This window comes from Roseimarinus sediminis (genome assembly GCF_050433125.1).
GTDB classification, from domain to species: domain Bacteria; phylum Bacteroidota; class Bacteroidia; order Bacteroidales; family Prolixibacteraceae; genus Roseimarinus; species Roseimarinus sediminis.
This window is the reverse complement of record NZ_JBNPXV010000017.1, coordinates 61,242-83,220: the sequence shown is the minus strand read 5'-3', so window position 1 is coordinate 83,220 and position 21,979 is coordinate 61,242. Positions and strand designations below refer to the sequence as shown.

Sequence of the window (21,979 nt, the reverse complement as noted above, 5' to 3'; positions counted from 1 at the left end):
CCAGACTGCAATGACCACCATCAACGAATACCTTAAAGAGCGAAGAGGAGAGGAATGGCGGATTGAACTCCGCAAAAAACTGAAAGGCAAGGAACGTACCGACAAAGAAAGGGTACACATGCCCGAAGTCGATCCCAACGAAAGGGTGAAGTATCAAAACATGGAAGTCAACCTGGGCCTCAGCGAAGAACAGGCTATTAACGAAGCCTCGCGCTGTATGGATTGCGTGAACCCTACCTGCATCGAAGGCTGCCCGGTTCAGATCAATATTCCTGAATTCATAAAAAACATAGAAAGAAAAGAATACGGGCTGGCTGCCCAAACCCTGAAACTTACCAGCGCCCTGCCAGCCGTTTGCGGCCGTGTTTGTCCGCAGGAGAAACAATGCGAAGCCCAGTGTTTTTATACCCTGAAGCTGAAAAAAGAGCCGGTGGCCATTGGTTATCTCGAACGCTTTGCTGCCGACTGGGAACGCGAATCGGGTGCCATGGCCGTACCTCAGTGTGCCCCTTCGAACGGAATTAAAGTAGCTGCCGTAGGTTCAGGACCTTCGTCACTTTCGTTTGCCGGCGACATGGCCAAACTGGGTTACGATGTTACGGTATTCGAAGCCCTGCATGAAATTGGCGGTGTGTTGAAATACGGAATTCCCGAATTCAGGCTCCCCAACCACATGGTCGATGTGGAGCTGGAAACCCTGAAAAAAATGGGCGTTCAATTTGTCACCAACTTCATTGTTGGTCGTACGGCCAGCTTTGAACAACTCAACGCCGAAGGCTTCAAGGGCTATTTTGTGGGCAGTGGAGCCGGTTTGCCCCGTTTCATGAACATCCCGGGCGAGAACTACAACGGCATTATGTCGAGCAACGAATACCTTACCCGGGTAAACCTGATGGGAGCAGCACAGGACGATCACGACACCCTGGTGATGAGAGGGAAAAATGTAGCCGTAATTGGTGGTGGAAATACCGCCATGGACTCGGTGCGCACAGCCAAGCGTCTGGGTGCCGAAAGGGCCATGATTGTTTACCGCCGCTCACGGGTTGAAATGCCTGCCCGCGTCGAGGAAGTAAAACATGCGCTCGAAGAGGGGATCGAATTTCTGAACCTGGCCAATCCGCTTGAATACTTTGCCGACGAAAGCGGAAGGGTGAACAAAATGCGTATCCAGCACATGGAACTGGGCGAACCCGATGCATCGGGTCGGCGCCGGCCGGTGCCTGTCGAAGGATCGGAAGAAGACATCGATGTTGACCTGGTGATTGTAGCTGTTGGTGTTTCGCCCAACCCGCTTATTCCCGCCAGTCTCCCCGATTTGCAGGTAAGCCGCTGGGGAACCATCGAGGTGAACGACAAAATGCAGTCATCCATCCCTGTAATCTTTGCCGGTGGCGACATTGTGCGCGGCGGAGCAACCGTAATTCTCGCCATGGGCGACGGACGCAATGCAGCCGGTGCCATGCATGAGTACCTTTCAGGTGAGCAAAAGAATGACTAAATTTGTGGAAAAGGCAAAAAACAAATTTTAGCAGAAACCATCTATGTCTGAAATTTCTCATAGGGATTACGGATGCTTGTTGGGAATATTAGAATCCATCAATAAGATTCAAAAAAATCATTAACCATTAACCCAGAAACACATTATAATGGCAAATTTAAGCACCCGATTTTTTGGATTAGACTTAAAAACACCGGTAATTATCGGTAGCTCGGGACTCTCTAATTCAATCGACAAAATAAAACTACTGGCCGAAAACGGAGCCGGTGCCATTGTACTCAAATCGGTTTTCGAAGAAGAGATTTACAATGAATACCAGAGTGAATTCGAAAAACAGGCCGTTGGACACCACAACCTTGAACACCTCGATTATTTCGACTACGAAATCAAAAATGACAAAATAAGGCAGTACCTCGAACTGATTAAGGGTGCTAAAGCCGAAGGCGTGGAAGTTCCGCTGGTAGCAAGCATTAACTGTACTTCGGGCAGCGACTGGGCATTTTTTGCAGGCAAGCTGGCCGAAGCCGGCGCCGATGCCCTTGAGCTCAACCTTTTTGTACTTCCCTCCGACCTGAACCGCACGGCTCAGCAGGTAGAGGATTATTATTTCAAAACCATCAAAAAGGTACTCGAAACGGTGAAGATACCGGTAAGCATTAAGTTGTCGCCTTATTTTTCCGATCTGGCGCGCATGGTGAAAGCCCTGTCGGAAACCGGAATTGCAGGCATCACCCTGTTCAACCGTTTCTACAACATCGATATCGACATTGAAAACCGCGAACTGGTACCGGCAAAAATTCTGAGTCATCCCTTTGAATACCTTCAGTCCTTGCGCTGGATTGGTCTGCTTTCGGGACACGTACAATGCGAACTGGCTGCCAGCACCGGAGTACACGACCAGACAACCACCATCAAGATGATCATGGCCGGAGCCAGTGCCGTGCAAGTAGTTTCGGGCATTTATAAAAACGGATACGAGCTGGTGAAGGACATTGTTCAGGGACTTTCCAACTGGATGGATGAACATCAGATCGAATCAATTGATGCCTTAAAAGGAATGGCCAGCGCCCAAAAAACAGATCATCCCGAGCAGTACGAGCGGGTACAGTTTATGAAATACTTTGGAGAATTTGAAAATTAAGCATGTTTTTGCAAACTGATTTGGCACAAATACCCCAATTTGTACCAGTCGAGATAACGCAAACTCAGTTTTCCTGAACATAAGCCTGTGGCCAGTTGCTTCTCATTTCTGTGAAACCAACGGGCCACAGGTTTATTTAGTAGGATGCTTTGTAAAATCTTATAAAGTTTCAACAATTTTACCTCTTTGAATAAATCAGTCGCAGCCGGGTGATTAGTAATCAGCTGATATAAATTTTCAACAGCTATCCGCGTCTTTTCCAGAAATACTTCATTGCTTTCAAGGCCATCGTGAAAAACAGGATTATCAATGTGTTTGATAGTGTATTGGTCCTTCTTTAGGGCAAGCCCTAAAAGCGTATCCTCATGACCATATTTCTTTAGCGATTCATCAAACCGAAGCCGGGAAAATACTTTTGCATTGATCAAAAAATTACCCGACATAAATGAACTGTAAGGCTTCCTTTTTCTCTCCTTCGCTAATAGCGCTTCACGCTCTACTCCGTAGCGCCACCTGAGTGCATTGCGTTCATCCTTCAACTGCTCACGATAACGCAGGCCTCCAACAATAACATCTCCTGCATGCCGCTTCGATAAATAATGCTGAATAAAATCGTTGGTACACGGAAATACGTCTCCATCGAGAAAAAGCAGAAATTCTCCGTTAGCCTGCTGAATCAGGTAATTTCGAACAAACGACCGGCCGCAGTTTTTATCAAGTTGAATAAAACGGGTATTGCTTAACTGCCTGATACTTTGATTGACTTCAACACAACTTCTGTCATCAGAGCAATCATCAACAACCAGTATTTCAAAACTGATTGAAGATGCAAGTAACTGCTCATGCAGTGTGTTGACCAATGAAACAATATTGTAATTATACGTGGGTATACAAATTGAAAGTATCACTTCGAGCCGGAATGTTATCTTTGTTTAAGCTACTTTTGCCATTAGCACTTAAAAGTAGCAAAAAATGGTATTTGAAAGTATTTTGACTTAAAAAAACTATTTTTGCAAGCTCAAATTCAGAATAAGAAAAGATATGGCTTTAAAGTGTGGTATTGTGGGCTTGCCCAATGTGGGTAAATCAACCCTGTTCAACTGTTTATCGAATGCGAAAGCACAATCGGCAAACTTTCCGTTTTGCACGATTGAACCCAACATAGGCGTAATTACTGTGCCCGACGAACGCCTGAACGAGCTGGAAAAGCTGGTTAAACCACAGCGTGTTGTTCCTACCACTGTTGAGATTGTCGACATCGCCGGACTGGTTAAGGGAGCCAGCAAGGGCGAAGGCCTGGGCAACAAATTCCTCGGAAACATTCGCGAAACCGATGCGATTATTCATGTGTTGCGTTGTTTTGAAAACGAAAACATTACCCACGTCGATGGAAGCATCAATCCGCTGCGTGACAAGGAAACCATCGACTTTGAACTTCAGATTAAAGACCTTGAAACAGTGGAAGCCCGCATCACCAAAATTGCCAAGCAGGCCCGTACCGGTGGTGACAAAAAAGCGCTGAAAGTATTGGAGCTTTTGGAGAAATACAAAGCCGTGCTCGAAAGCGGTAAAGCAGCCCGCACCCTCGAGCTCGATGCTCCCAACCGTGCCCTGGTATCCGATCTGTTCCTCTTAACCGACAAACCGGTTCTTTACGTGTGTAACGTTGACGAAGCTGCTGTTGTTAGCGGCAATGACTTTGTCGATCAGGTAAAAGCTGCTGCTGCCGAAGAAAATGCCGAGGTGCTGGTAATTGCCGCCGCCACCGAAGCCGACATTGCCGAGCTCGAAAGTTTCGAAGAACGTCAGATGTTTTTGGAAGATCTGGGATTAAAGGAATCGGGCGTTGCCAAACTGATCAAGTCTGCTTATAAGATTCTGAATCTAAAAACTTACTTTACCGCCGGTGAGAAAGAAGTACGTGCCTGGACTTTCCACGAAGGTTATACCGCTCCTCAGGCTGCCGGGGTCATCCACTCCGACTTTGAAAAAGGCTTTATCCGTGCCGAGGTAATTAAGTACGACGACTTTCTCAAATACGGATCGGAAGCCGCCTGCAAGGAAGCCGGTAAAATGGGTGTTGAAGGCAAAGACTATGTAGTTCAGGATGGCGACATCATGCATTTCCGCTTTAACGTATAAAACGATGGTTCGAGTCGAAGCAGTACTAAGCTGCTTCGGCTTCTACATTATTTGCTTTTAGTCCGAGAACCATCAGCGTAAGCGCCAGCGCAATCACAATGATACTTCCCAGGGTATACGAGCCACTGTATTTAAGCGAAAGACTAAAAAGATAGGGTCCCAGCGCGCTGGCAATGACCGTCCAGCTCATCGAGTAACCCGAAATAGCCCCCAGGTGTTTCACCCCAAAAAAACGCGGCCAGCTTACCGTATTGATTACACTGAACAAGCCACTCATAATGCCATTTCCAACAATAAGGAGGTAGTAAGCTACATTTGCTGTATTGAGTTGTGTAAGTGCAAACCCGGCAATGGCAATTCCAACCATGTTAATGATTAATAAGTACTTCAATCGGATGTAGTCGCTGATCCAGCCACCCACAAAATTGAAGACTACTGCAATAAACGAAGCGGGAAGAAATATGGCGATGGCGCTTTCACGATCAAACCCGGCCTGTTTAAATATCGACACCACATGAAAGGTAAAAGCGGTTACAAACAGGGCATTGAGGGCAATGCCCAGATTAAATACCCAGAAAGAATATTTTCTTTGAGCCTGTTTGAGGGTAAATTCCTTTTCAAGCGCTGCTTTTTTCGAAAATAATTTGTTCTTAACCCGGCCCAGTTTACCGTCAGGCTCTACCCCACAGTCCCTGGCATTGTCGCGGAAAAAGACCAGTGCAAAAATTACGAAAACGATGCCTACAAAAAGACCAATAACTCCCCAGGCTGCACGCCAACCATCGTATTCAATCAGGTCGTTCAGCAAACGGGGTGCGTAGGAAAAGCCAAATGAAACGAAAACCCCCATGATGGCATTGGCCAGTCCGCGATGACTTTCGAACCATTTCATCACCATGTTCCGGCTGACCATGGTGAGTATGCCCTGACCAAAAAAACGAATGCCCCAAAAGCCAAAAACCAGCAAAACAATGGCGATGTATTCGCGGTACGACGAGCCCAGCCAGCGTGTGATGGCATCGACCATGAAATCGACCTTCGATAAACCAATGGCCATCAGGCCCAGCATGAAACCTGCCAGCATGGCCATTACCCGCGCTCCGTATTTATCGTAATACTTGCCTGCCCGGGTAATCATAAAGCCGCTGATGACCGTTCCCAGCAGATAGGCCAGACTTAGCGAAGTGCGTTCAATACGCAGGGCTGCAATCAGGTAATCGGTAAAAACCGAAACGCCCATGGTTTGACCCGGCAAACTCATAATTACCCCAATGGTTCCGGCAGCCAGAATGACCCAGCCATAGAAAAACGGAAATTGATTGACCTTAAACGGAAAGGGTGTTGTTTTCAAATTCAGCTTCATGGTGCAAAGAAACAAAAAATGAAAGTTTCAATTTCTTTTTTCCGGCTTCATTCTGTCCTGCTTTCAGCATAATTAATATGCTTTTAACCACAGTAGATGTGTAAAATTGAATTCGGACCTGAAGCTCAATCCCTATTCTCAATTAAAAACGCTGCAAATTCTCGAACAAATACAAATCAGCACCTTGAGAACTCACATATTTTTCTTTCTTTTAACTTCATGAAGCATAAACATCGCAGCATTCATCCCTGGGCCTGGGTGCCTTCGTTATATTTTGCACAGGGCTTTCCCTACATTCTGGTCATTGTGGTTTCAACAGTAATGTACAAAAACCTGGGACTGAGCAACACCGAACTCGCCTTTTACACCAGCTGGTTTTATCTTCCCTGGGTCATCAAACCTTTTTGGAGTCCCTTTATCGATCACTTCAAAACCAAACGTGGCTGGATTGTTAGCATGCAAATTATAATGGGGGTGCTCATTGCATCCATCGGGCTCACCCTGCCCCTTGAAGGCTATCTCCGATGGAGTATCATTTTCTTTTGGCTCATTGCTTTTCAGTCGGCCACACACGACATCGCAGCCGATGGTTTTTACATGCTGGGATTGAGTGAATACCAGCAATCATTTTTTGTGGGCATCAGGAATACTTTCTGGCGGATTGCAGCCATTGCAGGCCAGGGCGGATTGGTGTACCTGAGCGGTGTGCTCATTGAACGAGGCCATCGTGCGGCCACCTCATGGATGTTTGTTTTGCTTTTTTCGGGCTTTGTTTATTTGCTCATTGGACTGTATCACCTGCGCATCATGCCACGCCCTGCGTCCGATCCGTTAATGAAATTAAGCAGTGGTAAGAAAGCCATTACCGAATATTTTGCCACCTTCATCTCCTTCTTCAAAAAAAACAACATTGTAGTTTTTATGCTGTTTGTGCTTTTCTATCGTTTGGGAGAAGCCCAGCTCACCAAACTGGCTCAGCCTTTTCTGATCGACAGCCCTCAAGCCGGAGGCCTTGGCCTAAGCAACGAGCAGGTTGGCTGGGCCTACGGAACCCTTGGTGTTACCGGACTGGTGCTGGGTGGTATTCTTGGTGGAATGGCCGTTGCAAAAAGAGGATTACGGCAATGGATGTGGCCCATGGCGTTGGCCATGAACCTGCCCAATGCGGCCTATTGGTACATGGCCCGCTTTCTGCCTGAAAACATTTTTTTGATTCAGGGATTAATTGCCCTCGAGCAATTTGGATACGGCTTTGGTTTTACCGCCTTCATGCTTTATCTCATCTACTTTGTACAGGGGCATACACGTACTTCGCACTACGCCATTGCCACCGGACTGATGGCACTGGGCATGATGGTGCCCGGCATGCTCAGCGGCTGGATTCAGGACCAGCTCAATTATGAATTCTTTTTCATCTGGGTAATCGTTTGCACCATTCCGGGTTTGTTGCTAATTCCTTTCCTGAAAATTGACAAGGAATTTGGAAAGAAAAAGATGCTATCATAAACAGACGGCGAAAAACAGCTTCGGACCAATACTGCTGATGGCAAAATGAATATGCATTCATTTTTTAACAAGTGCTTAAGTATTTATTGCCAATAATTTTGTACTTTACCACTCGTAAAAAGGGTAAAATACAAGGTGAGAAGAAGAATAAATCAGATTTTTCGCGGCGTTGAGCACTATTTCTTCCAAAACAAAACTTACTCCCCAACTGATGGCCTGTGGTATTGGAGAGAAAAGATTTTTGGCGGATTAATGCTCGCATTTCTGGTATTTGGTACCATAGCCATTGTTCCGAATCTTGCTGTTTCAATTAAAGAACAGACTCATGTAATCACCATCAGCGACCTGCTTGTTTATTTTATGCTGCTTGGTGTCATCTTCATCAAACGCATTCCACTTCGGGCAAAAATCATCATCATCATTGTCATTTTATACGTCCTGAGTATTATTCTTCTCGTTATACTGGGGCCCATGGGGCCGGGACTGATATGGATGGCCAGTACTTCACTAATAGCTGCCTTACTGCTAGGTTTATGGGCCTCGGTGAGTACTGTACTCATTAACATTGCCATAATGCTGGCACTGGCCTTTGCCATTCGCATGCAATGGCTCGACACCATTTTCTTCAACACCTACGATACCATGTCGTGGATTGCCATTGGATCGAACGTAATTATTTTTAATTCATTAACTGCCATTCCGCTGGCACTGCTACTGAATGCACTTGAGCAATCAATTAATTCGGAAACAAAATTAAAAAAGGAAGTAATAAAAAAGAACAAGCAGCTCAACGAAGAAAAAATCAAAGCAGAAAATGCCGATCGGCTAAAATCGGTTTTTCTGGCCAACCTTTCACACGACATTCGAACCCCGATGAATGCCATCATGGGCTTTTCCGAATTACTTCAGTCGGAATTTGAAGAACACCCCAGAAGCCAAATCTATACCGAACAGATTCTTAAAAACTCAAACTACCTGAATAACCTCATCAAGGACATTGTGGACATATCGCTGATCGAGTCGGGGCAGGTAAAATTTGAACTGCGGAAAACAGCACTGGAAAAACTCATCGACGATTGCCGCTCAATGATTGAACACAGTCATCCACTGCACAAATTTTCAGAATTGAAGCTTTCGTATGAGCTGAACATCGGACAAGGCCAGACAACTTACATGATTGACGCCGGACACACCAAACAGGTACTCATTAACCTGATTTCAAACGCCATCAAATACACCCAAAAGGGAAGCATAAGAATAAACGTAGCATTAAACGATCAGCAATTGCTGTTTAAGGTAAGTGATAACGGGATTGGAATTCCACAGTCGGAGCAGCACAAAATATTCAGTCGTTTTTCGAAGATTAACCGCCCTGCCAATAAACAGGTACCGGGAATTGGCCTTGGACTTTCCATTTGCAAAGCACTAACTCAAGCCATGGGAGGAAGTATTGGCTTCAATTCTGCTGAAGGAAAGGGAAGTACTTTTTGGTTCAGTATACCGGCAGTCACTCAGAAACAGGGAGAAAGAATCACTGATTTACCTCAAGAATGAAACCGCTTCCATGTATATTTTTAATTCCCACATCGGGATCGTCTTTCAGGTATTTTCTTAATTTGGTGACATACACATCCATGCTGCGGGCGGTAAAGTAATCGTCGTCGCCCCATATTTTTTTCAAGGCTTCTTCACGGGCCAATAATTCATTGATGTTCAAACAAAGCATCCGGAGCAATTCGGCTTCCCTGGGCGACAACTGCTGTACCTGCGCGTTTCTGATCACCTGTCGCCGGCGAAAATTGAAGTGATAGGAGCCAATCTGAAAGCTTTCCTTTGCTACGGTTTCCGGCTCACCTGCTCTTCGCTTCATTACTGCTTCAATTTTACAAAGTAAAACTTCCGAGTCGAAGGGTTTTGTTATATAATCATCGGCCCCCAGACCGTAACCTTTAAGAATATCTTCCTTTAACGACTTCGCAGTAAGGTAAATAAGTGGTAAGTCGGGTTTGAGTTCCTTTATTTTCTTCCCAATGGTAAAACCATCAACATGAGGCAGCATCACATCGAGCAGCACCAGATCGTACACCCCTCTTTCAAACTCTTTGACTGCATTCTGCCCGTCATCAACCCAGTCGACCTGATAGTCGCTCAGTTCGAGATACGATTTCATTACCGAGCCAAAGCTCAAATCATCTTCTACAAAGAATATTTTTTTGATCATGCCTTTCTGCTGTTTTAATCATTGTGGACAAAGGGAAAAAACACACTAAAAGTAGTGCCTGAACCAGGCTGACTTTCGATACCTACCTCACCGTGATGAGCTTCAACCACCGCCTTCACATAACTTAAGCCCAAGCCAAAACCCTTCACATTATGAATATTTCCGCTTGTTTCGCGATAAAAATGTTCAAAGGCCTTTTGCTGTACCTGCTTGCTCATGCCAATGCCCTGGTCGCTCACCTTCAACCATACTCCCCGTTCGGAATTGAAAGTGCTTATGCTGATTACCGGTTCCCCGGGCGAATACTTGTTGGCATTATCGAGCAGGTTGTTGATTAAATTGAAAACATGTTGCTGGTCGGCCATTACCACGGCATGCTCTGCCTTGTAGGCTGCTTCAATGCTCCCTCCCCGTTTTTCTACCTGCAGACGAATTGCCTCGACAGCCTTTTGGGCAAGCTGATGCAGATTGAGCTGTTCAAATTTAAACTCAAACTCCCGCTTGTCAAGCCGGGCAATTTGCAGTATGGTCTCCACCTGCTGATTCATTCTTTTATTCTCCTCCTTGATTACCCTGGTGAATTTTGTGACCTGCTCCCGATTGTCAATTACTTTGGGGTTCAGAATGGTATCGGCCGCCACCGAGATGGTCGCCAATGGCGTTTTGAATTCATGGGTCATGTTGTTGATGAAGTCGGATTTCATGGCTGAAACCTTTTTCTGACGTAAAATGTAATAGATACTCAGAACAAACACAGCCAATACAAGCCCCGACAACAAAAGTGAAAGTATGGCAGGGAGCAAAAGTGTTTTTAATACAAACCAATTCTGCCGTGGAAAATAAACCGAAAGTTGGTTGTTGTGATCAAAAATTGCTCCCTGAAAAAGTTTTATCCGATGTGTTGAACTGCTTAAAAGCAGGCTGTCGGCACCCGGCGATGCAATCAGCCTGTCGTCGGCATAAAATACGCCCATTTCAAAAGGCAATGAAATATTTCGCTGCTTCAGTTCATCGTAGAGCAAAGCATTAATTAAAGCCGTATCGGGTGTTTGTTGCTGCCCGCTTGCCCAACTCTCGAAAACCATGCGCCCTGCCATTTGCTTCAATCTTTCAGTTCGTGCTCCAAAGCGACCCCGATGATCGTTTGGTCTGTAATTTCGTTGTTTTGAGATTGAATCGTAAACAATGGTGATATTGTGCTCGATACGTTCTTCCCATTTTTCAATAAGCGAATCGACCTTGTAAATTTCGATCTTCAGCTCTCTATTGTTCAGAGAATCGGGGGTATTTTCCATCGTCCATTGTCCGATCCGGCTTTGCAAACCTGCCTTTCGATCTGCTTTCACACTATCGCTTTCGATTTGATATTCAAATTGAAAATTACGCCGGCTTCCGGGCATTAAGTCATTTCGCCCCGGCTGATGTGCAGGCCCCACCAATCGTCGTACCCAGAAAACATCATTGATGGTTTCCACTCTGTGTGAAGTTTGTCTCAGTGCCTCATTCACATTTTGCTGAAATATTTCATTTTTCAGCTGCACAGCATTTTTCATCCACAACAGCTGTAAAAATATAATCCCCGCCAGCGAAATGGCCATCAGAACGATCAATGCATTTACCTTCAGCTTGCTCATGATTCAAAAGTAACGATTTATTCTACTGCGATTCACAACTTTAACTTTTCCTTAAGAGTTTTTATAAATCTCTTAACTGAAAACAGGCATGGATAGCAAGTACATTTGTTTCATCAATCGTAAAGTAAAACTTTAAAAATAAAGAAAATGAAACGAGCCATGTGAAATACATTTCGCACACAGATAAATGATTGTATGGCGAGTTCCATTCGGGTAGCCGGAGAATCCAAAGAAAACAATCTTTATCCAACAGGCAATTAACAACTTAAGAAATATAAAAAGATGAAAACAACAAAACAAATCATGGCCCTTGCACTTATTCTGTTTACAGCAGGCTGGGCTTCGGCACAAAACGATTCAGTAAAAACACAACGCATTATTAAAACAGTACAAATTGCAGCCGATGGAAGCACCACTGTCGACAGTGTGGTAGTCGAACTTGATGGTAATTTCAGAGGCTTTTACGGTCCCCGTTATGCAAATGGCGGTCAACAGGCTTACCGACAATTCAGAATGCAGGGTCACGGAGGAAGAGGAATGATGTGGAGCAATGCAGAAGAGATTGATTATGAAATCACGGTAGATGAGAATGGTGACAGCACCAGGGTAATTGTGATGAAAACCCCTTGCGGCCTTACCCGTGAATTTACCGATACAGAAGATTTTCCGCGGAGTAGAATGGGTATAAACCAACGCGGCAATCAAGGTTACGGCATGCAGAAAGCATACGCTAATCAACGCCCCAATGGCAATCGGCAGGCCTACGGCAACAGGCGTCAGCGCGCAACTCAAGGACGCCAGTTTCAGGGCAATCAGATCAACCTGAACGACCCCGACATCAAAAGTTTTGAGAAAGAAATATTAAAGAATGGAGATGAAAAAATCACCATAATCAGAGAAAGATAACGAATGCAAATAATTAGCCATGAAAACAGGAACTCTGCCCAAAAGGCAGGGTTTCTTTTTTTCGGCTCATGTTTTTAAACCTACACTTTCATTGCCCGGTCGATGTCTCTTTTGGCATCTTTCCGCTTGAGCGTTTCCCGCTTGTCGAAAGTTTTCTTTCCTTTGGCAAGGGCAAGCTCCAACTTGGCCAGACCACTGTCGGTCATGAACAATCGAAGTGGTACAAGGGTAAGCCCCGATTCTTTTAATTTTCGTTCCAGCTTGTCGAGTTCCCTTTTCTGAAGCAGCAATTTGCGTTCACGCTTCGATTCGTGATTGTTTAAAGAACCAAACTTATATTCCGAAATATGCATGTTCTTAACATACAGTTCTCCCGAAAAGAACTGACAATAGGAGTCAACCAGCCCGGCCCTTCCCTCTCTTATCGACTTGATTTCGGTCCCCTGCAACTGGATTCCCGCTACATATTTATCGATAATTTCGTATTCGAAAAAGGCTTTCTTGTTTTTAATATTGATTTTATTGCGTGGCTTAAGTCCCATGTTAATAAATAATTAATGCAGTAAGTTTACTCAAAAGAAACGAAATCAGCACAAAGGCCATGAACATTCCTCCCAATAACAGGCTAAGGTAGGAAATGTTGCGAAGCGGTTTGATTTCATAAATACTGATCAAGGCTGAATAGACCAGGTAAAACGAGTACAATCCAAGTATTCCAATGAGGTCAAAAAACGGGAAGATACTTGTCAGTATAGTCAGCAATACCACAGGCAGCATCGAATAAACCACAATTCTTTTTGAAGTATCGAAGCCCACTGGTATACGGTACCAGCGCGAAACCTCGTATAAAATCATGATGGCTGCAAAATAACTCATTAACAAGATGAGCAACTTGCGAACCGCCTTTATTAATGAATCAGTAAACAGGAAACCATAACGTGATTCAAACAAGAGATCGCCCACCATCACCGAAAGAAATACGATGAGCAAACCGGGAAAGAAAAATCGCATAAAAATGGCCTTTTCATTCTGATTTTGCTTAATCCGGCTTTCCCAAATCTCTCCCGGACGGGTCAGTAAGATAAAGCTCTCTGTAAATATTCCAGTGATTAGCTTCTCAGCTTTATGAAGAAATGGCTCTTTGTTCATGGTTTATTGTTAGCGCTAAAATTACCACAAAAATACATTAGTTTTGTAAAACTGAAACCTTTTTGGCAAATGCCTCCATCGGCTTAACATTAAGAAATAGCATCAAAAAGCAATTCGAACAAAAACCTGAATTGAAAATGAGCAAGTACAATATGGTCACATTGCTGGGTGCCACTGCATCGGGAAAAACAAGTGTTGCAGCTCATCTGGCAGTAAAAATTGATGGTGAAATTATATCGGCCGACTCGCGCCAGGTATACCGCGGCATGAACATCGGAACCGGAAAAGATCTTGCTGACTATACCGTCGATGGCCGCCCGGTATCCTACCATCTGATCGACCTTGTTGATGCCGGTTATCAATACAATGTATTTGAATATCAACGTGATTTCATTTCCGTTTTTGAAGACATACAGAAGCGTGGAAAATTACCTGTGTTGTGCGGTGGCAGTGGCATGTACATCGATGCGGTGCTGAAAGGCTACAAATTGATCAACGTACCTGTGAATCAAGAATTACGAACACAACTTGAGAAAAAGGATCTGAATGAACTGAGCGAACTGTTGAAAAACTATAAAGCCCTGCACAACCGCAGCGATATCGATACCCGTAAAAGAGCCATCAGGGCCATCGAAATTGAAGCCTATTATGCCAATAATCCTGAAATAAACACCTGGTTCCCCGAAATTAACAGCCTGATAGTGGGAATAAAATTTGACCGCGAAGCACGTCGCAGAAGAATCAGCCAAAGACTAAAAGCAAGACTTGACGAAGGGATGGCCGACGAAGTCAAGCAGCTTCTTGAACAAGGCCTAAGTCCTGAGCAATTGCTGTATTACGGCTTAGAATACAAGTACATCACGCAATACCTGTTGGGCGAACTCGATTATCAACAAATGTTCAGCCAGCTTGAAACCGCCATTCACCAGTTTAGCAAACGCCAGATGACCTGGTTTCGCCGGATGGAAAAACAAGGATTTGAAATTCACTGGCTCGACGGGCATAGTCCGATGGATGAAAAATTAAAGCGCATTGAAAACTGGCTGGAATAATTGGCTCAGCGAACAAACATTTATTCAGTTTTCGCTTGTTCTGTGTTTTTTCACACTTGATAATTCCAAATATTTGCAAATAAAAAATAAGATCAACAAAACCTTTCGACCTTCCCTTAAACCATTCACCTTCGTTTCTTGTTTCATATTCAGATTAATTATTTGAACTCCCCCCTTTACACTACATAATCGCTGATTTATTGGACATTGTTTAATACTTGAAAAATTGAAATGCCGAAAAAATTCAATTCATTGTCGAATTCATGATGAGCCAACATCATCTAAATTGATAAATTGATCTTGATTTTTATATTAATTACAAATTATTAATACAAGACACACAATAACTTCTTACTATGAAAAAAAATTTACTTCTATTAGCTATTTCTTTTCTGTTTGTTCACTTTGCTTTTGCACAGTTAACACTGAAACATTCGTACACCTTTAGTGATGGAACCGCCAACGATGAAGTGAGCGGAGCCAATGGATCATTTGTTGGTGGAAATGTAATCAACGGGGCTTTTGTATCGGCTGAAAATGGTGCTTATATTGAACTGCCTGCCGCCGAAATTGCAATTAACACTTACTCCAGCATTACTTTTGAGGCCTACACGATGGCCACTACAATTACCCCGGACAATTCAATGCTGTGGTATTTTGGTGGTTCGGAAGGCTCACCCGGTTTGGGTGCCAATGGTACTTTTCTTGCCCCCAGCCACTGGGATGGACCTGCAACAAGAGCTGCCATTTCATGCGGCAACGTGGCTGAACCCTGGGCGGCAGAAAATGCGGTTACCTTCGACCCCTCCAATACACTCAACGCAACCTACCACCTGGTAGTGACCATGGAAAGCAACAATCTGAATCTGTATGTAAACGGTGTATTCATTGGCAATACGGCTTTTGACGCACACAACAGCATTGCCAACCTGAGTAACGACTTTGCCTGGCTTGGAAGAGGTGGTTATGCCAACGACCCCACATGGCTGGGAACACTGTTTGAATTTAACATTTACAGTGGTATCATGGATGATGCAACCGTCCTTGAACGTTCACTCGACTTTCCAATCGAAACCTCCATCCCAACATTGGCATCACTTACGCCAAGCGAAGGAACAATATCGCCGGAATTTAGTTCTGAGAATTCAGAATACGAGCTACTCGTTCCTTATGGAACCACTTCAATCCAGCTCAGCTATGAAACCACAGAAGCTGGCTCTTCTGTAGCCATGTATGATGGGCTTGGTAATGAAATCAGTAACGGCATTGTTAATTTTTCCGGCGATGGCATCGGAGTTGAAATTATTGTAACCGGACTCGACGGATCTGAATATTCGTACTTCGTCGAGATCTTTGTAGACGAAGGCTCTTCGGATGCAACCCTGTCGGGCATTGATGTTTCAGCGGGCGCACTTCATCCTGTATTCAACAAATACGAACTGAACTACCAGGTTGTTGTACCTTCCGGAACAACCAGTGTTGATGTGAATGGTATTGCTACATTCGGAGAGGCAACAGTTAGCGGGAACGGAACAGTTACACTAAGTAATGGAACAGGCACTGCTTCACTTACTGTTACTTCGGCCGATGCCAGTACATCAACAACTTATCAACTGAACATCGAGGAAGCCGATGGTAAGAACTATGCCATCAGCCTGCCCGGAGGCAATGGAAATGAAAGCAATATTAATCTTTCGGGGCTTTCATTATACAATTTCCCTTATACCATCGAAATGTGGATGAAACCTAACGGAAGTCAGGCTGCCAATACCGGTATGCTTTACCTCCGTTCGGAAGACGGACATGCAGGCATCCAATATTCATCAGACTGGCAGGGAGCAGGCCGTTTGCGCTATATGAGTAATATTCCCGAGGAATATGGCACCCTGGCCGATGTGGTAGCGCCCGATGTTTGGCACCATGTTGCAGTGGTAATGACAGCCAACAGCCGGACCATCTATCTCGATGGGGTAAAAACAAGCATGACGGTTAGCAGCGATCCCATCGACTTTTCAAAAGGCAAACTTTACCTTGGATGGGACAGCGATGCCGAAGCCCGTGCGTTTAACGGATTAATTGACGAAGTGAGGATCTGGAACGATTCATTATCGCAGGAAACAATAGAAGCCAACAGCTACGAAATATTAAGCGGAAGTGAAAACGGTTTGCTGGCTTACTACAACTTTGATGTTCCTACACCAAGTTATGCACTTGACGCAACGACCAATCCACTAAACGGACTCATTACTGGTGGTACTTATGTTGAATCATTCCCAAGAGCAAACCTTGATCTCGACACGCTATACATCGAAGGCGTTTCATTCAAACCAGGATTTAACAGTAAAACCACCGAGTACTATGTAACGCTTGCAGAAGGAACTACATCTGTTAACGTCAATGCAAGTCCGCGCGACCAGTCAGTCACCCTTGAAGGAACCGGAAATCATGCCATCAACGGAAACATGGGAGCCATTGAGTTAACAGTCACTTCAGCCGATGGCATTTACAGCCTCAAATATGTAATACATTACGTAGTTGAAACATCATTAAGCCTGAAACATGCTTATACCTTTGCCGATGGCACAGCCAAAGACGTGGTAGGTGGAGCTGACGGAGTAATAGCCGGTGGTACTGTTGAAAATGGAACCTACATTGCGCTGGAACAGGGACAATACATTGAACTGCCCGGCGAAGAAATTGCCATTAACACCTATCCTGCAATCACTGTCGAAGCTTACATCACTGCAGGTAGTGGTGAAAACGGCGGAAATACCATGTTGACTTATTTCGGAAACACCACCGGATCATTTGGAACCGACTATTATTATACTGCTGTTGCCAATGGTGGAAAAAGTCGTGCAGCCATTTCAACCGGAAGTTATTCAAGCCCCTGGGGTGTAGAAAATGGGGTCGACGGTCTTCTGCTCGACGATGGCATGCCCCACCATGTTGTTAGTACACTTACCTACGATTCAATCAGCTGGTACATCGACGGACTACTGGTTAACAGAACTGCCGTAACCGGTACCAAACTGATTTCGAACCTGAGTAATGCACTTGCCTACATCGGGAAAAGTGGTTATGTGAACGATGCCACCTGGATTGGTTCGGTTTTCGAATGCAATATTTACAGTGGTGTAATGGATGACAATACCATTGCCATGCGTTCAATCAGCTTCCCTGTTGAAGATGAGAGCAGCAATGCCACACTGGCCAGTCTAATGCTCGATGGAGATACCATCGAAACTTTTGCATCGTACAAGCTGAACTATGATATAGCGCTTCCAGAAGGAACAACCAGTGCTCCTGTCGTAACAGCCAGTACAAGCAATACAGCGGCAACAGCGGTGGTAACCAATGCTGCCACAGTTCCCGGAGTTGCCACAGTACTGGTTACCGCAGCCGACGGAACTACCATCAATACCTATACCATCACTTTCAGCATCGAAACATCAAACGATGCCAGCCTGAGCGATTTAGCAGTTAACGGCACTACAGTTGATGGTTTCGATCCTGCAACCTACAGCTACGATGTAGTGCTTGAAAACAGTGTTAGCGAGGTGCCAGCACTTACGGCAAGCAGCACCGATGCAGAAGCAAGCATTGTTATTACCAATGCAGAAAGCCTGCCGGGAACCAGTACCGTAAATGTTACCGCAAGCGATGGCGAAACAACTGCCACCTACACGGTCAATTTCACTTACGAACTTTCGGATGATGCCAGCTTAAGTGCTATCAATGTTGATGGTGTAAGCATTGAAGGGTTTGCCTCAAGCCAGCTAAGCTACGACGTGGTGCTTCCTGCGGGAACAAGCAATGTACCTGTTGTGACAGCAACTACAAGCAATTCGGCCGCCATCGCAGTGATAAACAATGCCGCAAGTGTACCCGGTGTTACCACCATCGTGGTTACCGCCGAGGATGGCAGTACCATCGTTACTTATACCATTAACTTCACCATTGGAACCAGTAGTGTAAGTCTTGAGAACAATGCGGTTAAGGTATTTCCTACCATCAGTAACGCAAGCTTTACCGTCACCAGCAATGAACCGGTCAAGCGCATCATAGTTTTCGATTTGCTTGGAAACAAGGTGAAAAGTATGAATGACATTGGCCTGTCGGGCGAAGTAAGCATTGAAAGACCCGGCATGTACCTTATGGTTGTCGAAAGTGACAATGCACAAAACATGTTCAGGGTGATTAAAAAATAAATTCTGAATACACAAGTAAGAGGGATGTTCGCAACGAATATCCCTCTTTTATTTTTTAATAAATGCTGTTTAAACCCGGCTCCAGCGCATCAGCGTGCGAACCAACTCGCTGCCATCGTCTGCATTTACAATGTTGTTGAGAAAGGACAATTCGCCCAGTGACTGTTGCTGTACTTTAAGTAGCTCGCCCGGAACAGCTTCTTTCAAAAAATTGATTTCGAAACCACTTACCCGATGCTCCATTAGAAAGTCAAAGGGATAGGCATTGATAATACGATCAATGTAACTTACATTGTTCATGTGTTGGTTCATGTCGGTTTCGGTAAAACATACCGGAACTGGTTCTCCCGATATTTCCGGCTCGGGTTGCATCAGCTTTTCAGGATTTTCATCAAATAAACGTTCTTCATTCAAAGGAAAGCCATCCATGAGCCTGTTAGCCCTTACGATTCTCCGGCTGCTAGTGTCGACCGTTAGCCATGAACTAATGGCGCGCACCAGCTCCTCGCCTTCTTCCGACAACACCTGAAAGTGCCTGATGGCCATCAGTCCGCTTAACCCGTTTGACCAGCTTCGGATGGTAATCTTCTCCTGCCACACAGGATAACGCTTTATTTCTATTTTGAGTCGTGACAAAACCCAAAAGATATTTTCACGCTGCAGCACATCCCAACCCACTCCACAAGCCACGGTGTGATTACCTGCCACCTCCTGAAAAAAACTACACAGCTTGGGCAGGGTTAACCTTTGATGGATGTCAACATGGTAGGAACGAATTCGAAAAGTCTCGGTATAAATTTGGGGAGCATCAGCCCTTATCTCTAATTTCTTCATGAATGTATTATTTCAACTTCGGAAAGTACAAAATTAGAAGAGTGTTTTGAAAACCCGCTGTTAATCCTCATTTTTGCAAAAAATTTTATTACGATGGGGATTATCATAAAAACACCTGAACAGATCGAAGGAATCAGGAGAAGCAGCCAGCTTGCAGGAAACGTACTTAAAATGATTGAAGGCTACATCAAAGTAGGAGTAAGCACTGAATACCTCGATCGGATCATCGAAGAATACATCCGTGACCATGGTGCCATACCAGCCACACTGGGTTACCACGACTATCCCAAATCATCGTGTATTTCGCTAAACGAAGTGGTTTGCCATGGCATTCCTTCGCCCGATACCATTTTGAAAGAAGGTGATATTTTCAATATTGATGTTACCACCATACTCGATGGATACTATGGTGATACCAGTAAAATGTTCTCCATCGACCCCATCGATCCCAAAGCACAGCAACTGATTGATGATACGCTTCACTGCCTTAACCTGGGAATACAGCAGGTAGCACCCGGAAATCGTTTTGGCAACATTGGCTTTGCCATTTCACGTTATGCCAAAGCCAAAGGCTATTCGGTGGTTTATGAGTTTTGCGGCCATGGAGTGGGAATCGATTTCCACGAAGAGCCACAGGTTGAACACATTGCCCGCCGAAATACCGGTGCCGTCATGGAGCCCGGAATGACTTTCACTATTGAGCCCATGATTAACATGGGCAAATCGCGCTGTAAAGTTGACAAACACGACGGCTGGACTGCCCGCACCATCGATGGCAAGTTATCGGCTCAGTTCGAACACACCTTGCTGGTTACCGAAACAGGGGTTGAGGTTCTTACCGATGTCGATGGAGCATACAATGGTTAAGCCTGATTAAGCTGAACAACATTGTTGCACCCGGAATTCAATCCTTAATGAACAGCCGAAGGCACTGTGGCTGGCTCACCGATCAGCACGTTGCTCATTGTTATATTTTCGGTATCGGTCATGGTCAGGGCATTTGCTGCCGATTTAATGTTAACATTCCGGAGATAAATATTGCTTAGCTTTTTATCAGGAAAGCCCTGCAATACAATTCCAGTCCCTGTAGCTTCCATAAAGCTCAGGTTTTCAAAGTGAATATTCGCTATTTCGGTTTGATGTCCTTCGCCCTCATTATGATAATACGAAGTAATGTAAATGGCATCTTCCACCTTTCCAAACCGGAGATTGCTGACGAATACATTGCGGATAAAACCGCCCCTGTCGGGATTTGATTTCAAATAGATTCCCCGCTTCAGATCGCCGGCAAAATCACAATCGTACACATGTACATTTTGCACTCCAGCCGACATTTCACTCCCGATAACAAAGGCATGCAGTCCCTTAAAATGACAATTACGTACAATGATGTTTTCAGATCCATGTTTCGACGATCTGCCCTCGTCATCGCGCCCGGCTTTGATGGCCACATTGTCGTCGGAATTGTTGAACTGAACATCCTCGATTAACACATTTCGTGAATATTCCGGGTCGATCCCGTCGTTGTTTTTGTTGTGGGCATTAAAACTGATTCCACGAACAATCACATTTTCACAACGCAACAAATGTACACACCAGAAGGGCGAATCTTCAATTCGAACCCCTTCGACCATTACCTGCTCGCAATCGAAAAACTGAATGAGGTGAGGACGCAGAAAATGGCCTTCACCAAAAATTCGCTTCTCAAGCGGAACCCCCTGGTGATTCATATCGCGGCTAAGCTGCTGATCGGACTGCTGTTTTGCTTTCCAGTCGGACCAGGGTGCAGCTCCTTCGCCGTCGATGACCCCCTCGCCGCTAATCATTAAATTGCTGCACTGTTTTGCATAAATAAACGGACTGTAATTGTAAAGAAAAGTTCCTTCCCAGCTGGTTTCCACCACAGGCAGGTAATGCTCCGGCACCGAACTGAAGCGGATGGTCGCTCCTTTCTCGAGATGCAAATCCATGTTACTTACCAGATGGATGGGGCCATTTACCAGATAAGTACCTGAGGAAACCACCAGCCTGCCCCCTCCCGCTTCTTTCAGCTTTTTAATGGCTGCATCAAACGCCGCTTTGTTATCGCTTAAAGAATCGCCACGGCCACCAAAATCAGACAAGTAAACAACATTCGAAGGAATTACCGGCTCAGTGATTTGCTCCAGAATTTCTTCCCTGCCTAAAAGATGTTCAACTTCCGTTTCGCTTTGACAAGCAACAAAAAAGAGGAGGAAAATAAAAGCACTCAGGCTACTTACTAATCGTTTCATGGATGAATGGTTTTAAGGTGTAAAAATGAAAATTACCGCAACAGGCAGG

Annotated in this window: 17 protein-coding genes; 9 read left to right on the top strand and 8 right to left on the bottom strand. The window is 44.8% G+C overall.

The annotated features are described in order from the left end of the window. Positions 1-10 precede the first annotated feature (10 nt). Both gltA and FHS86_RS17350 read left to right on the top strand, forming a co-directional pair. The gene (gene gltA / locus FHS86_RS17355) at positions 11-1,498 is read left to right on the top strand and encodes an NADPH-dependent glutamate synthase (protein ID WP_429416730.1); all 1,488 of its coding nucleotides are present in this window, start codon (positions 11-13) and stop codon (positions 1,496-1,498) included. 148 nt (positions 1,499-1,646) lie between these two features. After that, a complete protein-coding gene (locus FHS86_RS17350; protein WP_429416727.1) occupies positions 1,647-2,639 on the top strand; it encodes a dihydroorotate dehydrogenase-like protein in 993 nt (330 codons plus the stop codon). Here the strand turns inward: FHS86_RS17350 and FHS86_RS17345 are convergent. Next, a complete protein-coding gene (locus FHS86_RS17345; protein ID WP_429416724.1) occupies positions 2,636-3,547 on the bottom strand; it encodes a glycosyltransferase family 2 protein in 912 nt (303 codons plus the stop codon). The two genes, FHS86_RS17350 and FHS86_RS17345, sit on opposite strands and share 4 nt — an antisense overlap. A gap of 133 nt (positions 3,548-3,680) precedes the next feature. Here FHS86_RS17345 and ychF point away from each other — a divergent pair, with 133 nt between their 5' ends. Next, positions 3,681-4,781 (top strand): redox-regulated ATPase YchF, encoded by a 1,101-nt coding sequence (gene ychF, locus FHS86_RS17340; protein ID WP_429416721.1) that lies wholly within the window; start codon positions 3,681-3,683, stop codon positions 4,779-4,781. 25 nt (positions 4,782-4,806) lie between these two features. Here the strand turns inward: ychF and FHS86_RS17335 are convergent, their stop codons facing one another. Further along, positions 4,807-6,144 (bottom strand): MFS transporter, encoded by a 1,338-nt coding sequence (locus FHS86_RS17335; protein ID WP_429416718.1) that lies wholly within the window; start codon positions 6,142-6,144, stop codon positions 4,807-4,809. A gap of 219 nt (positions 6,145-6,363) precedes the next feature. Here FHS86_RS17335 and FHS86_RS17330 point away from each other — a divergent pair, with 219 nt between their 5' ends. Both FHS86_RS17330 and FHS86_RS17325 read left to right on the top strand, forming a co-directional pair. Beyond that, a complete protein-coding gene (locus FHS86_RS17330) occupies positions 6,364-7,650 on the top strand; it encodes an MFS transporter (protein ID WP_429416715.1) in 1,287 nt (428 codons plus the stop codon). Positions 7,651-7,785: 135 nt separating this feature from the next. Further along, positions 7,786-9,204: a sensor histidine kinase gene (locus tag FHS86_RS17325; protein ID WP_429416712.1), complete on the top strand. Its 1,419-nt coding sequence runs from the start codon at positions 7,786-7,788 to the stop codon at positions 9,202-9,204. Here FHS86_RS17325 and FHS86_RS17320 read toward each other — a convergent pair. Together FHS86_RS17320 and FHS86_RS17315 are read right to left on the bottom strand one after the other, a co-directional pair. After that, entirely contained in the window at positions 9,182-9,871 is a 690-nt protein-coding gene (locus FHS86_RS17320; RefSeq protein ID WP_429416709.1) for a response regulator transcription factor, read from the bottom strand. The genes FHS86_RS17325 and FHS86_RS17320 overlap by 23 nt on opposite strands. A gap of 14 nt (positions 9,872-9,885) precedes the next feature. Continuing rightward, entirely contained in the window at positions 9,886-11,505 is a 1,620-nt protein-coding gene (locus tag FHS86_RS17315; RefSeq protein ID WP_429416706.1) for a sensor histidine kinase, read from the bottom strand. 282 nt (positions 11,506-11,787) lie between these two features. On the opposite strand from FHS86_RS17315, the gene FHS86_RS17310 reads away from it, so the two are divergent. Next, the gene (locus FHS86_RS17310; protein ID WP_429416703.1) at positions 11,788-12,411 is read left to right on the top strand and encodes a hypothetical protein; all 624 of its coding nucleotides are present in this window, start codon (positions 11,788-11,790) and stop codon (positions 12,409-12,411) included. Between the two features lie 80 nt (positions 12,412-12,491). On the opposite strand, the gene smpB is transcribed toward FHS86_RS17310, so the two are convergent. Beyond that, the gene (gene smpB, locus FHS86_RS17305) at positions 12,492-12,953 is read right to left on the bottom strand and encodes an SsrA-binding protein SmpB (protein ID WP_429416700.1); all 462 of its coding nucleotides are present in this window, start codon (positions 12,951-12,953) and stop codon (positions 12,492-12,494) included. 1 nt (position 12,954) lies between these two features. Then, positions 12,955-13,560: a Yip1 family protein gene (locus FHS86_RS17300; RefSeq protein WP_429416697.1), complete on the bottom strand. Its 606-nt coding sequence runs from the start codon at positions 13,558-13,560 to the stop codon at positions 12,955-12,957. Between the two features lie 137 nt (positions 13,561-13,697). Here FHS86_RS17300 and miaA point away from each other — a divergent pair, with 137 nt between their 5' ends. Further along, positions 13,698-14,612, top strand: coding sequence for a tRNA (adenosine(37)-N6)-dimethylallyltransferase MiaA (gene miaA, locus FHS86_RS17295; RefSeq protein WP_429416694.1), 915 nt, complete (start codon positions 13,698-13,700; stop codon positions 14,610-14,612). 356 nt (positions 14,613-14,968) lie between these two features. Further along, positions 14,969-18,823: a LamG-like jellyroll fold domain-containing protein gene (locus FHS86_RS17290; RefSeq protein ID WP_429416691.1), complete on the top strand. Its 3,855-nt coding sequence runs from the start codon at positions 14,969-14,971 to the stop codon at positions 18,821-18,823. Positions 18,824-18,892: 69 nt separating this feature from the next. On the opposite strand, the gene FHS86_RS17285 is transcribed toward FHS86_RS17290, so the two are convergent. Then, positions 18,893-19,657, bottom strand: a complete 765-nt coding sequence (locus tag FHS86_RS17285) for an acyl-[acyl-carrier-protein] thioesterase (RefSeq protein WP_429416688.1) — start codon at positions 19,655-19,657, stop codon at positions 18,893-18,895. 93 nt (positions 19,658-19,750) lie between these two features. Here FHS86_RS17285 and map point away from each other — a divergent pair, with 93 nt between their 5' ends. Then, positions 19,751-20,524, top strand: a complete 774-nt coding sequence (map, locus tag FHS86_RS17280; protein ID WP_429416685.1) for a type I methionyl aminopeptidase — start codon at positions 19,751-19,753, stop codon at positions 20,522-20,524. Positions 20,525-20,568: 44 nt separating this feature from the next. On the opposite strand, the gene FHS86_RS17275 is transcribed toward map, so the two are convergent. Beyond that, positions 20,569-21,930 (bottom strand): glycoside hydrolase family 28 protein, encoded by a 1,362-nt coding sequence (locus tag FHS86_RS17275; RefSeq protein WP_429416682.1) that lies wholly within the window; start codon positions 21,928-21,930, stop codon positions 20,569-20,571. Positions 21,931-21,979: the final 49 nt, after the last annotated feature.